This window comes from Streptomyces sp. NPDC101165, assembly GCF_044768135.1.
In the GTDB taxonomy this organism is placed as follows: Bacteria; Actinomycetota; Actinomycetes; order Streptomycetales; family Streptomycetaceae; genus Streptomyces.
On sequence record NZ_JBIWPG010000004.1, the window covers coordinates 303,156 to 318,980 of the forward strand.

At 70.5% G+C, this 15,825-nt stretch carries 11 protein-coding genes; 6 read left to right on the top strand and 5 right to left on the bottom strand.

Translation table 11 applies throughout. The annotated features are described in order from the left end of the window. Positions 1–216 precede the first annotated feature (216 nt). The gene (locus ACIRVH_RS10490) at positions 217–2,856 is read left to right on the top strand and encodes a SpoIIE family protein phosphatase (protein ID WP_403950551.1); all 2,640 of its coding nucleotides are present in this window, start codon (positions 217–219) and stop codon (positions 2,854–2,856) included. An 87-nt stretch (positions 2,857–2,943) separates the two neighbouring features. Here the strand turns inward: ACIRVH_RS10490 and ACIRVH_RS10495 are convergent, their stop codons facing one another. After that, entirely contained in the window at positions 2,944–4,494 is a 1,551-nt protein-coding gene (locus tag ACIRVH_RS10495) for a hypothetical protein (RefSeq protein WP_403950554.1), read from the bottom strand. An 81-nt stretch (positions 4,495–4,575) separates the two neighbouring features. On the opposite strand from ACIRVH_RS10495, the gene ACIRVH_RS10500 reads away from it, so the two are divergent. Together ACIRVH_RS10500 and ACIRVH_RS10505 are read left to right on the top strand one after the other, a co-directional pair. Further along, on the top strand, positions 4,576–5,661 hold the full coding sequence (locus tag ACIRVH_RS10500) for a hypothetical protein (protein WP_403950557.1): 1,086 nt from the start codon (positions 4,576–4,578) through the stop codon (positions 5,659–5,661). Positions 5,662–5,698: 37 nt separating this feature from the next. Continuing rightward, complete coding sequence (locus tag ACIRVH_RS10505; RefSeq protein WP_403950560.1) at positions 5,699–6,007, top strand: hypothetical protein; 309 nt, start codon at positions 5,699–5,701, stop codon at positions 6,005–6,007. Here ACIRVH_RS10505 and ACIRVH_RS10510 read toward each other — a convergent pair. The 4 genes from ACIRVH_RS10510 to ACIRVH_RS10525 are packed head-to-tail and all read right to left on the bottom strand — an operon-like array spanning position 5,988 to position 9,832. Then, positions 5,988–6,758, bottom strand: coding sequence for a succinate dehydrogenase/fumarate reductase iron-sulfur subunit (locus ACIRVH_RS10510; protein ID WP_403950562.1), 771 nt, complete (start codon positions 6,756–6,758; stop codon positions 5,988–5,990). The genes ACIRVH_RS10505 and ACIRVH_RS10510 overlap by 20 nt on opposite strands. Continuing rightward, positions 6,755–8,683, bottom strand: a complete 1,929-nt coding sequence (locus tag ACIRVH_RS10515; protein WP_403950564.1) for a fumarate reductase/succinate dehydrogenase flavoprotein subunit — start codon at positions 8,681–8,683, stop codon at positions 6,755–6,757. The genes ACIRVH_RS10510 and ACIRVH_RS10515 overlap by 4 nt, the downstream gene beginning before the upstream one ends. Before the next feature lie 14 nt (positions 8,684–8,697). After that, entirely contained in the window at positions 8,698–9,519 is an 822-nt protein-coding gene (locus tag ACIRVH_RS10520) for a hypothetical protein (protein ID WP_403950567.1), read from the bottom strand. Positions 9,520–9,541: 22 nt separating this feature from the next. After that, a complete protein-coding gene (locus ACIRVH_RS10525; protein WP_403950568.1) occupies positions 9,542–9,832 on the bottom strand; it encodes a hypothetical protein in 291 nt (96 codons plus the stop codon). Between the two features lie 287 nt (positions 9,833–10,119). On the opposite strand from ACIRVH_RS10525, the gene ACIRVH_RS10530 reads away from it, so the two are divergent. The 3 genes from ACIRVH_RS10530 to ACIRVH_RS10540 all read left to right on the top strand — a co-directional run bounded on the left by ACIRVH_RS10530 (position 10,120) and on the right by ACIRVH_RS10540 (position 15,781). Beyond that, positions 10,120–12,324, top strand: a complete 2,205-nt coding sequence (locus ACIRVH_RS10530) for an ABC transporter family substrate-binding protein (protein WP_403950571.1) — start codon at positions 10,120–10,122, stop codon at positions 12,322–12,324. Between the two features lie 141 nt (positions 12,325–12,465). Continuing rightward, entirely contained in the window at positions 12,466–14,373 is a 1,908-nt protein-coding gene (gene typA / locus ACIRVH_RS10535; protein ID WP_403950574.1) for a translational GTPase TypA, read from the top strand. Between the two features lie 361 nt (positions 14,374–14,734). Next, on the top strand, positions 14,735–15,781 hold the full coding sequence (locus tag ACIRVH_RS10540; protein ID WP_403950576.1) for an ABC transporter permease: 1,047 nt from the start codon (positions 14,735–14,737) through the stop codon (positions 15,779–15,781). Positions 15,782–15,825: the final 44 nt, after the last annotated feature.

The window sequence follows — 15,825 nt, forward strand, 5'->3', positions numbered from 1 at the left end:
CGCGACGCGCGCCCGATACAGGGGTGGGGATGCGTGATTCGAGGGCGTGTTCCCTGGTTAGAAGACTGGATGTGTCGTCGCAGTCAGGTCCGAAAAAAGCCTGGACCGAGCTGTGATCGTGAACACCGTGTCGTGCGGCGCCGTAGTGCTGGATACTGCGGGCAGCCGCCCCCGGTGACCGGTGCCGGGCGCGGTGAGCTGGAGGGGACGGTTCGCGTGAGCGAGATACCAGCGAAGGCCACGGAGTCCGAGGACCCGTCGGGCGGCGCGAGGAACCAGGCCGCACGCACCGCGGTGCCCGACGACGCCATGTGGCAGAGCAGTCCGCCCGGCTCGATCTACGACTACATCAGGGTCGCGTCCTTCTCCATCAGCCCCGGCGGGGTGGTCGACCAGTGGAGCCTGCGTGCCGAGGAGCTCTTCGGGATCCCCGCCGAACGCGCCGTCGGCATGGACCCCATCGAAGCCTTCATCGATCCCGACCAGCGCGAGCGCGGCCAGCGCAAGATGGCCGAAATCCTCGACGGGCGGGAGTGGACCGGGGTCGTCCCCTTTCGGATGCCGGACCGGCCGGACGGGGCGCGCGGCGAGGAGGGGCTCGCCGAGGTCTACGTCATGCCCACCCGGACCGCCGAGGGTGACAAGGCCGCCGTCTGCATAGTGGTGGACGTCCGGACCCTGCGCAGCATCGAGACCGACCTCGCCGCCTCGCAGGCGATTTTCGGTCAATCCCCGTTCGGCTTCCTGCTGATCGACATAGACCTCAGGGTGCGCCGCGCCAACATGCGCTTCGCCTCCATCTTCGGCGGAACCCCGGACGACCACCGCGGCAAGGGAGTTCACGACTACCTCCCGCGCGGTGAGGCCGATCGGGTTTCGGCCACGCTGCGCCGGGTGCTGGAGACCGGCGACTCCATCACCGACATGCATGTCACGGGCTTCGTCCCGGGCTCCGAGGAGCGCCGGCACTGGTCCGTCAACCTCTACCGCGTGCACAGCGGCAGCGGCCGGCCCATCGGCATCGCCTGGCTCGGCACCGACATCACCGCCCGCCGCGCCGCCGCCCGCGAGGCGGCCGCCGCCCGGCGCAACCTCGCCCTGCTCAACGAGGCCGGCGCCCGCATAGGGAACTCCCTGGACCTGGAGACCACGGCCCGCGAACTCCTCGACGTCGTCGTCCCCGGGTTCTGCGACCTCGCCACCGTCGACCTCTACCAGGGCCTGCTCATGGGCGACGAGACCCCGCCCGGCCTCGCCGACGGCAGCGCGGCGCTGCGCCGTGTCGGCTTCGCCAGCGCCGTCTCGGACGCGCCGTTCAGCGGCTCGGGCGAGCCCGTCGCGGTCGGCGCGGTCCACCACTTCCCGTTCAACTCGCCCGGCGCGGACGCCCTGCGCACCGCCCGCCCCCAGCGCGTCCCCGCCGAGGACGGCGGTCTGGTGCAGTCCATGCTGGTGGTGCCGATGGTCGCCCACGACACCGTCGTGGGTCTCGCCCAGTTCGCCCGCACGAAGGGCAGCGAGCCGTTCGGCGACCGTGACCGGGACCTCGCGGTGGAGCTGGCCGCGCGGGCCGCCGTCTGCATCGACAACGCCCGCCTGTACCGCCGCGAGCACGAACGCGCGCTGATACTGCAGCGATCCCTGCTCCCGCCCGGCGACCCCGAGGCGTCCGGCCTCGACATCGCGTGTCGCTACCTGCCCGGCAACGCGGCGACGGAGGTCGGCGGCGACTGGTTCGACGTGATCGAACTCCCGGGCCACCGCACGGCCCTGGTGGTCGGGGACGTCATGGGCCGCGGTCTGCGCGCCGCGGTCGCGATGGGCGAACTCCGCACGGCGGTCCGCACGCTGGCCCTGCTCGACCTCGAACCGGCCGAGGTCCTCTCGGCGTTGGACGAGATCGCCCGCGGCCTCGGCACCCCCGGCGGCGTCCAGCAGGCCACCCGCGCCGCCCGCCAGCCCCGCGACGCCGACCTCTCCGAGGTCTACCTCGCCACCTGCGTGTACGCGGTCTACGACTCGGTGACCAGACGCTGCACGTTCGCCAACGCCGGCCACCTGCCCCCGGTGCTGGTGGAACCCGGCGAGGCGGCCCTGATGCTCGACGTGCCGCCGGGCATGCCGCTGGGCGTGGGCGGCGAGCCCTTCGAGGAGGTGGAGGTCGAACTGCCGGAGGGCGCCCTGCTCGCCCTCTACACGGACGGTCTGGTCGAATCCCGCGACCACCCCCTGGACGAGGGCCTCCAGGCCTTCGTCGGCGCGCTGACCGACCCCGCCCACCCGTCACCCGACCACCACCCCTCAACGACGGCGCTGCGCGCCGACACCCACCGGAACCTGGAGGACGTCTGCGACCACGTCCTCAACACCCTCGACACCCACCACGGCGAGGACGACATCGCCCTGCTGATGGCCCGGGTCCAGGGCCTGCCCGCCGACTCCGTCGGCGACTGGACGCTGCCGCGCGAGCCCCGCAGTGTGGGGCGGGCCCGTGAGTACGCCCGCGCGCAGCTGCTCAGCTGGGACATGGAGCCCCTGGTCGACACCACGGAACTCCTGGTCAGCGAGCTGGTCACCAACGCGCTGCGCTACGGCGAGGGCGAGATCAGGCTGCGACTGCTGCTGGACCGCACCCTGGTCTGCGAGGTCTGGGACTCCGGTCTGGTCCAGCCCCGCCGGCGTCGCGCCCGCGACACCGACGAGGGGGGCCGGGGCCTGCAACTGGTCGGCCTGCTCAGCGCGGCGTGGGGCTCACGCCGTACCCCGCGCGGCAAGACCGTCTGGTTCGAACTCCCGCTCCCCGGAGGCGAGAGCAGCCTCACGGACCCGGCGGAGGCGCTGCTCAGCCTCTTCTGACGCAGGTGCTCTCCGCCCGGCCGTCCCGGGCGGCTGCCGGGGGCCGTCGGCGCTGCGAGGCGACGGCGTACCGGGTGGGGGTCGCGGCTACCGGAGATGTCGGCGGCCCCGGGTCTCCGGGCCGCCGAAGGAGGCCGGGGGACCGCCGTCCGGCTCCTCCGCCAGCAGGACTCCGCCGAGGACGGCGCCGGCGAGACCGGTGGCGTGGCCGTCGGCGTACGGGTTCCCGTGGGCCCGCACATCGCGTTCGGCCAGATCGCGGGCCTCTCGGGCGAGTACGTCCGCGTCGGCACCCGAGCCGAGCGCCCGCTCCGCCTCCGCCAGCCGTGCCCGCGCCTCCGTGCCCACCGCCCCCCGGTGCACCGCGATGAAGTCCTCGGCCCCGCCGAGCGCGCTGCTCGACACGAGCCGCGCGGCCGCCTCCACCACCCCGGACCGCCCCACCTCCAACCGCTCCACCGCCCGGGCGATGCGGCGCAGCGCGTCCAGCGGGTCGTACGGGCCGGCGGTCAGCTCCGCGCGTACGGCGGCCAGCACCCCGTCCGCGTGGACGATCCGCGCGTGCAGCTCGCCGGGGGCCAGCAGGGCCCGCCCGCCGTTCCGCCGCGCCTCGGCGATCTCCGCCTCCCCGCCGGTCAGCGCGGCCGGCACCAGCGCGGCCGCCTCCCGCAGCTGTGCCGCGAGCCGCTCGACCCCGCCGACGAGAACACCGGCCTGGGCGACACCCCCTTCGGCCGCGCGCAGCCGGCGCGCCGCCCGCTGCCCGTCCCCCGAATCGGCCGCCTGACGCGACTCGTTGAGCTGCGACGTGGCGAACACCAGCCGGTCCTTGGCCTGTTCGACATACCCGGTGACGGGAGCCCCGGCCGAGGGCGCGTACCGCCGGTGCAGCTCCGCCGCCGTGGCCTGGGCCGCCGCCGTCCGCGCCGTCAGCTCCCGGAACCGCCCCTCGGCGACCTCCAGCGCCGCGCCCACCCCCTGCTCCAGCCCCCGCAGCCGGTCCAGCCCCTCCGCCTCGGCATCCAGCCGCCGCCCCGCCTCCGCGCACCGCCCGACCACCCCCACCAGCGCCTGCCGCCGGGCACTCGCGTCCCCCGGAACCCCCTCCTCGTACCGCCGCCATATCGCGAACGCGGCCGACAGCTCGGTCTCCGCGGCCCGCAGGGCGTGCACGTACGGCTTGACCGCCTCGCTCCCGAACAGCTCCTCGACGAAGGGAAGTTCCTCCCTGCTGCCGCGTACGCAGTCGTCGGCCAGCACCAGCGAGGCGCGGGCCTGCCGCTCGTTCTCGACCGCGGTGGGCACGGGCGGCGCCGCCGACACCACGCCCGGCGTCGTCCGGGTCCGGGCCCGCCGGGTGCGCCGCAGATAGCCGTATCCGGCCAGTGCCCCGGCCGCACCGACGGCGACCAGCGGCATGAGGAGATCGGTGACGGACGTCCCGTCCTGCTGCGTCGAGGCGGCGCTCGCGACCGGCCCGGCCGGGGAGACGGGAACCGGATCATGCTCACCGGCCGTCATCACCGGCAACACCAGCCACCCGGCCCCCACGAGCACACCCAGCACGGCATGCGTCACCCGCACCCGTATGTGCGCCTTGGCGCGCCGGGGCCGGCCCCGGATCAGGAAGGACGTCACATTTTGGAGCGTATGGGCAGGTAGGCGGCTTCGCGAGTGGGGCGGATACGGCTGGGGGACGAGGAAGACCAGGGGGCAGGATTGAACGAGGAGAAGACCGGCGAACCGACGGGCCCGCAGGCCGCCGACGGCGAAAACCTCCCACAGGTGCCACGGTCGCGCCGCTGGCGCCGCCGCATCGTCATCGCTGTCACCACCGCACTGCTCCTCCTGCTCCTCCCCGTCCTCACCGCGGAGACGGCCCTCCGCGTCAACTACACCGGCGACCCCGCCGAGGGCACCCGGACCCGGAACCGCGACGCCCTCTGGCTCGGCCACGCCTGGGTCGACGGCCGCAAGACCGACAAGGACGTCAAGGCCCTCGCCCACCGCCTGCAGGGCACCGGCATCCGCGACCTGTACGTCCACTCGGGCCCGCTGGAACACGACGGCACCCTGCCCGAGTCGGCCTACCCGAAGGCGGGTTGGCTGATCAGAGCCGTACACCGGGAGATGCCCGGCATCCGTGTCCAGGCCTGGCTGGGCGACAAGCTGGCCGGTGAGACCCCCTACGGCCTGCACCTGGAGCGCGCCGCCACCCGCACCGCCGTCGTCGCCTCGACCCGCCGGATCCTGGCCGCAGGCTTCGAGGGCGCCCACTTCGACCTGGAGCCCCTGCACTCCGGCGACAGCGACTACCTCTCCCTCCTGGACGACCTCCGCGCGCTCACCCACGCCCACCACGCACTGCTCTCCGTCGCGGCCCACCAGATAGACCCGCTGCCCGCGTTCCACTCCCTCGCGGGTCTGACCACCGGCCACCCCAAGTGGTGGTCCCAGGCCTACTTCGGGCAGGTCGCCCGCCGGGTGGACCAGATCGCCGTCATGTCGTACGACACTGCGCAGCCGCTGCAGAGCCTGTACGGCGGCTACGTGGCCCAGCAGACCAGCCTCGCCCTGGAGGTCGCCCCGGACACCACCGACCTCCTGATGGGCCTGCCCTTCTACCACACCGACAACATGGGCCACTGGGCCGCGGCGGAGACCGTCCCGGCCGCCGTACGCGGTGTGCGCCTGGGCCTGTCCCGCACCGACGCCGACCGCGCCCGCTTCGGCGTCGCCCTGTACGTCGACTTCGCGGCGACGGAGGAGGACTGGCGGGCCTACCGGAACGACTGGGTCGGATGACTACCGAGGCGGGCGCTCCGGTGGGACGCTGATCGTCATGCACATGTACTTCGTGGTGGCGGCATGGCTGGCCGTTGCGCTGCTCGCGGCGGGCGGCATCGTGTCCATCGTGGCGGACTGGGTGCCGTGGCCCGCCCGCCGCCGGGTGGTACGGCCGCGGCTGTGGGGGTACGGCACCCTGGTCATGGCGCTCGGGCTGAGTCTGCTCCTGTTCCTCGGGCCGTTCGACGACGCCGGGTTCGGCGGCGTCGGGTTCTTCGGGTATCTCGCGCTCTTCCTGGCCGGATTCATCATCCAGGCCCTCGCCCAGCGCCCCGGCCGGGACGCTACGAAGACCTCCTCCTGATCTTCGACCCCAGCCAGACCAGCGGGTCGTACTTGCGGTCCACCGCGCGCTCCTTCAGCGGGATCAGCGCGTTGTCCGTGATCTTGATGTCCTCGGGGCAGACCTCCGTGCAGCACTTGGTGATGTTGCAGTAGCCGAGGCCGTGCTCGTCCTGGGCGGTGCCCTTGCGGTCCAGGCCGGTCTCCTCCGCCGCGTCCAGCGGGTGCATGTCCAGCTCCGCGACCCGCATCAGAAAGCGCGGCCCGGCGAACGCCTTCTTGTTCTCCTCGTGGTCGCGGACGACATGGCAGGTGTTCTGGCACAGGAAGCACTCGATGCACTTGCGGAACTCCTGCGAGCGGTCCACGTCCTCCTGGAACATGCGGTACTCGCCCGGGCCCACTCCGGCGGGCGGTACGAAGGCCGGAACCTCCCTGGCCTTCTGGTAGTTGAAGCCGACGTCGGTCACCAGGTCCCGGATCACCGGGAAGGTGCGCAGCGGGGTGACGGTGATCGTCTCGTCCCGGGTGAACACCGACATGCGCGTCATGCACATCAGCCGCGGCCGCCCGTTGATCTCCGCCGAGCACGAACCGCACTTGCCCGCCTTGCAGTTCCAGCGCACGGCGAGGTCGGGTGCCTGGGTCGCCTGGAGCCGGTGGATGATGTCCAGCACCACCTCCCCGTCGTGGACCTCGACCCCGAAGTCCTCCAGGCCGCCGCCCTCCACGTCACCCCGCCACACCTTGAAGCGGGCCTCGTAGCTGCTCACTCGTACAGCTCCTCTTCGGCGAGGTACTTGACCAGCTCCTCCTTCTCGAAGAGGGCGAGCAGGTCCGGGCGGATGGATGGGGTGGTCTCCCGGGTCAGCCGGATCTGGCCGCGGGCGGGATCGGTCGCCGCGAGGCCTCCGGTGGGGTCGGCGAGCGAGCACAGCAGGTTCGCGTTGCGCCAGGCGCGGTCCATCGTCGGATGGTCCTCGCGGGTGTGGCCGCCGCGCGACTCGGTGCGCTCCAGCGCGGCCCGGGCCACGCACTCGCTGACCAGCAGCATGTTCCGCAGGTCGAGGGCGAGATGCCAGCCCGGGTTGAACTGGCGGTGCCCCTCGACACCGGCCCGCCGGGCGCGTACGCGCAGCTCGGCCAGCTTCTGCAGGGCCTGCTCCATCTCGCCCTCGCGGCGGATGATGCCGACCAGGTCGTTCATGGTCTGCTGGAGTTCCTGGTGCAGGGTGTACGGGTTCTCCGGCGGGCCCGCCTCCGCCTCCGGCTGGGCGGAGAAGGGCCGCAGGGCCTCCGCGGCCGCCGTGTCGACCTGCGCGTCGGCGACCCGGGGGCGCTCGGCCGCGCCCGCCGCGTACGCGGCCGCGTGCCAGCCGGCCCGGCGCCCGAACACCAGAAGGTCGGAGAGCGAGTTGCCGCCCAGCCGGTTGGAGCCGTGCATGCCGCCCGCGACCTCACCGGCCGCGAACAGCCCCGGCACCCCGCGCGCCGCCGCGGTCTCGGAGTCGACCGCGATACCGCCCATCACGTAGTGGCAGGTCGGCCCGACCTCCATCGCCTCCGCCGTGATGTCGACGTCCGCCAGCTCCTTGAACTGGTGGTACATGGAGGGCAGTCGGCGCTTGATCACCTCGGCGGGCATACGTGTCGACACGTCCAGGAAGACCCCGCCGTGCGGGGAGCCGCGGCCCGCCTTCACCTCGGAGTTGATCGCCCGGGCCACCTCGTCGCGGGGGAGCAGCTCCGGGGGACGCCGGTTGTGGTCCGGGTCGTCGTACCAGCGGTCGCCCTCCTCCTCCGACTCGGCGTACTTCTCCTTGAAGACGTCGGGGATGTAGTCGAACATGAACCGCTTGCCCTCGGAGTTGCGCAGCACCCCGCCGTCGCCGCGCACCGACTCGGTGACGAGGATGCCCTTCACCGACGGCGGCCAGACCATGCCGGTCGGATGGAACTGCACGAACTCCATGTTCAGCAGCGGCGCCCCGGCGAGCAGCGCCAGCGCGTGCCCGTCGCCCGTGTACTCCCACGAGTTGGACGTCACCTTGAAGGACTTGCCGATCCCGCCGGTCGCCACGACCACCGCGGGCGCCTCGAGGACGAAGAACCGGCCGGACTCACGGTCGTACGCGAAGACCCCGGAGGCGCGGTCACCGTCCTTGAGGACCCTGGTGACCGTGCACTCCTGGAAGACCTTCAGCCGGGACTCGTAGTCCCCGGTCTCTCTCTTGTCCTCCTGCTGCAGCGCGACGATCTTCTGCTGCAGGGTGCGGATCAGCTCCAGACCCGTGCGGTCGCCGACGTGCGCGAGCCGCGGGTACTCGTGGCCGCCGAAGTTGCGCTGCGAGATCTTCCCGTCCTTCGTACGGTCGAACAGCGCACCCCAGGTCTCCAGCTCCCACACCCGGTCCGGGGCCTCCTGCGCGTGCAGTTCGGCCATCCGCCACTGGTTCAGGAACTTGCCGCCGCGCAGGGTGTCACGGAAGTGGACCTGCCAGTTGTCGTGCTCGTTGACATTGGCCATGGCCGCCGCGATGCCGCCCTCGGCCATCACCGTGTGCGCCTTGCCGAACAGCGACTTGCAGATCACCGCCGTACGGGCGCCCCGCTCGCGCGCCTCGATCGCGGCCCGCAGCCCGGCGCCGCCGGCACCGACCACGACGACGTCCCACTCCTGCCGGTCCACCACGGACATCAGTCAGTCCCTCACTAGAAGAAGCGCGGATCGTCGAAGACTCCGGACGCGACGAGATAGACGTAGAAGTCGGCGAGCGCCACGCTCAGCAGCGACGCCCAGGCGAGCTGCATGTGCCGGGCGTTGAGCCTTCCGACGAACTGCCACGCCTTGTAGCGCACGGGATGCTTCGAGAAGTGCTTGAGCTTGCCGCCGACGATGTGCCGACAGGAGTGGCAGGAGATCGTGTACGCCCAGATCAGCACGATGTTGACCAGGAAGACCAGGGTGCCCAGGCCCATGTGGCCCCAGCGGTAGTGCTCGTCACGGAAGGACAGCACGGTGTCGTAGGTCAGCACGCCGGCGACCAGCAGGGCGGCGAAGAAGAAGTACCGGTGGACGTTCTGCAGGATGAGCGGGAAGCGGCTCTCGCCGGTGTACGTACGGTGCGGCTCGGCCACGGCACAGGCGGGCGGGGACGCCCAGAAGCTGCGGTAGTAGGCCTTGCGGTAGTAGTAGCAGGTCAGCCGGAAGCCGAGCGGGAAGATCAGGATGATGACGGCGGGGGAGATGGCCCACCAGCTCCCGAAGAGGTCGGCGTTCGGCCCCGCGTGCATGGTCGCGCAGTTCTGCGCCAGGCACGGCGAGTAGAACGGGGAGACGTACGGCGCCGCGTAGTAGTCCGCGTTCGCGAAGGCCCGCCAGGTCGAGTAGACGACGAAGGCGAACAGACCGGCCGCGGTGACGGCGGGCGCCAGCCACCAGCGGTCGGTCCGCAGATGCGGTGCGTCGATCGCGGCGCGCGTACGCGAACGTACGCCGCCGCTGTTCTGTTGGGGTTCCGTACCAGTCGCCAAGGGAGACTCCGGTCGGTTCGGTTCAGGGAGCGTGCCGGTCGCGGGCGCCCAGGCCTTCGTCGTCAGAGTCCGTCCACAGGCTGATGTCGTACGGCGTGTCGGAGATGGTGACGAGGTCGGGCCGGTTCGGGGCGGCCGGGCTGTGCGCCGCGTCCCGCAGCAGCGCCAGGCTCTCGCGCAGATGGTCGGCGTCCATCCGGACCCGGCGCATCTCCAGGCCACCGCTGCCCAGCTGCTTCTCCAGGCGCCCGAGCGACCGGTACAGATCGTCGAGGCTGCGCTGGACGGTTGTCAGTTCGTCGTGCACGGACATGACTTGCCCTCACTTCCACGGGTCCTGCGGGCCCTGGGCGGCAACGTTCATGCGCCTTGGAGTGTTGCGCGTCACACCTGTCGCTGTGAAGACATGTGCATCGATTGGCGGAGTCGCGTGGGTGCATCTCCGGGTGTGTTGCGCCGCACGGGTGGCTTACTTTGCGTCGCCGTCGTGTCGCCCGCTGTTGCCGGATCCTTTCCTCTTCACTGGGCGCATAGATCTGATCAGCTCCATATACGGCCAAAAGTGATCATAACGCCCGCGGCTTCCCGGAGGTAGCAGAGATGTCCCACGACGGCGTCGGAATGCGTGCGGTCCTACGTTCGGCCGCGTTCCTCACCGCGGGGGCCCTCGCGGCGTCCCTGCTCGCCGGCTGTGGCTCCGACGAGGAGCCGAGCCGACCCCTGGCCGGGCAGGACATCGACCTCGTCGCCCGCGACCAGGTGGCCGAGGGCGGCACCCTGAAGTGGGCCGTGGACGCCGTACCGGAGACCTTGAACACGTTCCAGGCGGACGCCGACGCGGGCACCACCCGGGTCGCCCAGGCCGTGCTGCCGTCGATGTTCCGCCTCGACGCGTCCGGGCGTCCGGTGGCCAACCCCGCCTATCTGGAGTCCGCCAAGGTCATCGAGACCGAGCCGCGCCAGGTCGTGCTGTACAAGCTGAACCAGCAGGCCGTCTGGAGCGACGGCCGGGAGATCGGCGCCGCCGACTTCGTCGCCCAGTGGCGCGCCCTGTCCGGAAAGGACAGCGCCTACTGGACCGCCCGCAACGCCGGCTACGACCGCATCGAGAAGATCGAGCGCGGCGCGAACGACCTCCAGGTCCGGGTCACCTTCTCCCGCCCCTTCGCCGACTGGAAGTCGCTGTTCTCCCCGCTGTACCCGAAGGACGTCATGGGCACCCCGGACGCCTTCAACGACGGCGCCCGCCGCAAGCTGAACGTCACCGCGGGCCCCTTCAAGGTCGAGAAGGTCGACACCGCCGCCAAGGACATCGTCCTCACCCGCAACCCGCGCTGGTGGGGCAAGCCCGCCAAGCTGAACGAGATCGTGCTGCACGCCGTGGACCGCGACAAACGGGCGGCGGCGCTCGCCGACGGAACCGTGGACCTCGCGGACGTCGACCCGGCCGAGGCCGAGCGGATCAACCTCGCCTCCCGCCAGGGGGGCACCGGCACCCCGCTGCAGGGCGCCGGCAAGACCTCCGCCAAGAAGCTGCGCTCCTGGGCGCTCGCGCACGGCTTCGACTCCGACGAGGTCAAGGCCGGCAAGAAGAAGCTCAGCCGGGCCATCACCCGGTACCTGGAGCAGCAGGAGAAGCTGCACGCCTTCGACGTCCGCAAGTCGCTGGAGCCCGCCTACACCCAGCTCGCCCTCAACGGCGCCGAGGGCCCCCTCGCCGACGAGCGGGTCCGCCGGGCCGTCGCCCGCGCGATCGACCGCGAGGAACTGGCCAAGCTCGTGCTGACCCCGCTCGGCCTGCCCGCCGTCCCGGTCGGCAGCCACCTCGCCCTGTCCGGGCAGGCCGACTACGTCGACAACAGCGGCGCCCTGGGCGGAGTGGACACCAAGGAGGCCGCGGCGCTGCTCGCGGACGCCGGCTGGGTGCTCGGCGGACCGGTCAAGGAGCAGAAGAAGGCCGAGAAGGCGGCCGGTGCCGAGAGCACGAAGAAGCAGAAGAAGGAGGAGGACGAGTCCGACGGCGGCGACGACGGCCAGTACATCGTCGGCGAGGACGACAAGGGCAGCGACGACAAGGGCAAGCACCACGAGTCGGCCGAGGAGAAGCGGGAGAAGGGCGACGAGGGCGGCAAGCACCTCTCGCAGGACGGCAAGCAGTACAACGGCGGGCAGGGCGGCGCGCCCGGCGCCTACGCCCCGAAGGGCACCGCGGCCCCGGCCGGTGCCGTGACCGGTCCGCTGGCCAAGGACGGCAAGGCGCTCGCCCTGCGCTTCGTGCTCCCCTCCGGGCCCGGCTCCGAGACCCTGAACTCCGTCGCCGAGCGGATCGCGGCGATGCTCGACAAGGTCGGCATCCGCACCACGATCACCAAGGTCTCGGACGAGAGCTACTTCAAGGACCACGTCGCCGCGGGCGACTACGACCTCGCTCTGTACTCCTGGCCGTCCTCCGCCTTCCCCGCGACCGACGCCCGGCCGATCTACGCAAAGCCGGTTCCGGCCGCCGACGGCTCGGTGAACGTCGAGCAGAACTTCACCCGGGTCGGCACCGACCAGGTCGACCAGCTCTTCGACCAGGCCGCCTCGGCGCTGGACGAGGACGAGGCGCGGGACCTGATTCGCAAGGCGGACTCCCGGATCTGGGCGGCGGCCGGCTCCATCCCGCTCTACCAGCGCCCGCAGCTGGTCGGAGCCAGGAAGGACCTGGTCAACGCGGGTGCGTTCGGGTTCCAGACACCCGTCTACGAGGACATGGGATTCCTGAAGAAGGGCGCCAAGGTCTCGCCGAGCCCGTCCGGCAGCTGAGACCTCCGTGGCCCTGGGGAGGCCGACCCCTTCAGAGCCACGTAACATGGGGTGAGGCCGTGGCATGTCAAGCCCGGCAGGGCCCGCGTCACACGGACGTACGCAGAGGGCCTTCCTCACACTCCGGGAGTACGTCGCAATATGGCCACGCGCCACGACATCCGCAACGTCGCCATCGTCGCCCACGTCGACCACGGCAAGACGACCATCGTCGACGGCATGCTGAAGCAGGCCGGTGCCTTCGCCGCCCACCAGCTCGAGCAGGTCGACGACCGAGTCATGGACTCGAACGACCTGGAGCGTGAGAAGGGCATCACGATCCTCGCCAAGAACACGGCGGTGAAGTACCACCCCAAGTCCGGCGGCGAGCCGATCACCATCAACATCATCGACACCCCCGGCCACGCCGACTTCGGCGGCGAGGTCGAGCGCGGTCTGTCGATGGTCGACGGTGTGGTCCTGCTCGTGGACGCCTCCGAGGGCCCGCTGCCGCAGACCCGCTTCGTGCTGCGCAAGGCGCTGCAGCAGCGCCTGCCCGTCATCCTGTGCATCAACAAGACGGACCGTCCGGACTCCCGCATCGACGAGGTCGTCAACGAGACCTACGACCTCTTCCTGGACCTGGACGCGGACGAGGACCAGATCGAGTTCCCGATCGTCTATGCCTGTGGCCGTGACGGCGTCGCCTCGCTGACCAAGCCGGACAACGGCACGGTTCCGGCCGACAGTGACAGCCTGGAGCCGTTCTTCTCCACGATCCTGGAGCACATCCCGGCCCCGACCTACGACGAGGCCGCCCCGCTCCAGGCCCACGTCACCAACCTGGACGCCGACAACTTCCTCGGCCGTATCGCGCTGCTCCGCGTCGAGCAGGGCGAGCTGCGCAAGGGCCAGACGGTCGCCTGGATCAAGCGTGACGGGTCCATCAGCAACGTCCGCATCACCGAGCTGATGATGACCGAGGCGCTCACCCGCAAGCCCGCCGAGAAGGCCGGACCGGGTGACATCTGCGCCGTCGCCGGTATCCCGGAGATCATGATCGGTGAGACCCTCGCCGACACCGAGAACCCGATCCCGCTCCCGCTGATCACGGTCGACGAGCCGGCCATCTCCATGGTCATCGGCACCAACACCTCCCCGCTGGTCGGCCGCGGCGGCACCGGCAAGGGCGCCGACGCGAAGGCGGCCGTCAAGGACCGCAAGGTCACCGCCCGCCAGGTCAAGGACCGCCTGGACCGCGAGCTGATCGGTAACGTCTCGCTCCGCGTGCTCGACACCGAGCGCCCGGACGCCTGGGAGGTCCAGGGCCGAGGTGAGCTGGCGCTCGCCATCCTGGTCGAGCAGATGCGCCGCGAGGGCTTCGAGCTGACGATCGGCAAGCCCCAGGTCGTCACCAAGCAGGTCGACGGCAAGACCTACGAGCCCGTCGAGCGCATGACGATCGACGTGCCCGAGGAGCACATGGGTGCCGTCACGCAGCTCATGGGCGTCCGCAAGGGCCGGATGGACAACATGTCCAACCACGGCTCGGGCTGGGTCCGCATGGAGTTCGTCGTACCGTCCCGCGGTCTGATCGGTTTCCGTACCGAGTTCCTGACCCAGACCCGCGGCACCGGGATCGGCCACTCCATCCACGAGGGCTTCGAGCCGTGGTTCGGCACCCTGCAGACCCGTAACAACGGCTCGCTGGTCGCCGACCGCGCCGGTGCCGTCACCGCGTTCGCGATGACGAACCTCCAGGAGCGCGGCGTGCTGTTCACCGACCCGGGCACCGAGGTGTACGAGGGCATGATCGTCGGCGAGAACTCGCGCTCCGACGACATGGACGTGAACATCACCAAGGAGAAGAAGCTCACGAACATGCGGTCGTCCTCGGCCGACTCGTTCGAGGCCATCGTCCCGCCGCGCAAGCTCTCCCTGGAGCAGTCGCTGGAATTCTGCCGCGACGACGAGTGCGTGGAGGTCACCCCGGAGGCGGTCCGCATCCGCAAGGTGAACCTGGACGCCCGCGAGCGCGCCCGCGCCGCGAGCCGCGCGAAGCACGGCTGACGCGTCCTGAGACCCCGTGAGACCCGGTCCTCCGCCGACAGGAGGGCCGGGCCTTCGGCATGCGCACGGGCCCTGGAGAGGGCGAGTGTTCGGATACCGGAGCAGCACGCTTCACGTTTCGGACATGTGAAACAAAAAAATACGATGGAGTGTCCGTTTTGCCGGTCTGTTGTCGCTAGTGTCAAGCGCGCACAGGTGTCGATCTTTGCAATTTTTGCTCAAAATATTGAACATAGGGACATCCCTATGTCGTCCGCCCTTGACGCGCGTTGAACACATTGGCGAAAGTTCCCCCAAACCGCAGAACTCTCCGGTATCTGCGCTGCGCTCGACTCTCCAACCCCCCGGGGGAAGAACACACATGACCAGTCCAGCCAAGGCTGAAGGCTCCGGGCCGTCGGTTGCCTTGGAGCCCGAACTCGAGACGAAGCCCGCTCCTGCGAAGGACGAGAAGAAGCTCGAGGGTCGCTCTCCCGGCCAGTTGATGTGGCAGCGCTTCAAGCGTGACCGTACCGGTGTCATCTGCGCCGCGATAGTGATTTTCTACTTCGTCGTCGCGCTGGCCGCGCCGCTGCTGACCAAGCTCAGCGGGACGGACCCGTACGCGCTGTACGGGCAGGACCCCACCTACCAGGACACCCCCGTCCTCGACGACTTCGGTCTCCCGCTCGGTTACTTCGGTGGTCTGTCCGGAACGCACTGGTTCGGCGTCGAGCCGCAGTACGGCCGCGACGTGTTCGCGATGCTGGTGTACGGCATGCGCACCTCGCTGTTCATGGCGCTCGGTGTGACCGTCCTGATGATGGTCACGGGCATCATCCTCGGACTGATCGGCGGCTACTTCGGTGGCAGGACCGACTACTGGATCGGCCGGGTCACCGACTTCTTCCTCGCCTTCCCGCAGCAGCTCTTCTTCATCGCCTTCATGCCCGTGGTGACCGCGTTCTTCGTGGACCCGCGGGAGGCGACACCGACCTACTTCCGGGCGATCGCGATGCTGATCGTGCTGTGGGTGCTCGGCTGGATGGGGATGGCCCGACTGGTCCGCTCGACCGTGCTGTCCCTGCGTGAGCGGGAGTTCGTGGAGGCCGCCAAGGTCTCCGGTGCCTCGCCCTGGCGGATCGTCCGCAAGGAGATCCTGCCGAACGTGGTGACGCCGATCCTGGTGCAGTTCACGTACAACCTGCCCAGCACCATCCTCACCATTGCCTTCCTCTCCTTCGCAGGTGTCGGCTTCGTCGAGCCGACCCCGGACTGGGGACGACTGTTCGCCAACGGCGCCAAGTACGCCGAGCAGGACCCGTCGTTCATCTTCTTCCCGGGTGTGGCACTGGTGATCTTCGTCCTGGCCTTCAATCTCCTCGGAGACTCGGTGCGGGACGCGTTCGACCCCAAGTCCGGGCGGTAGTTCGTCCGCTGGAGGGGGGATGACTGCCACCCCCGAGTCGGCCT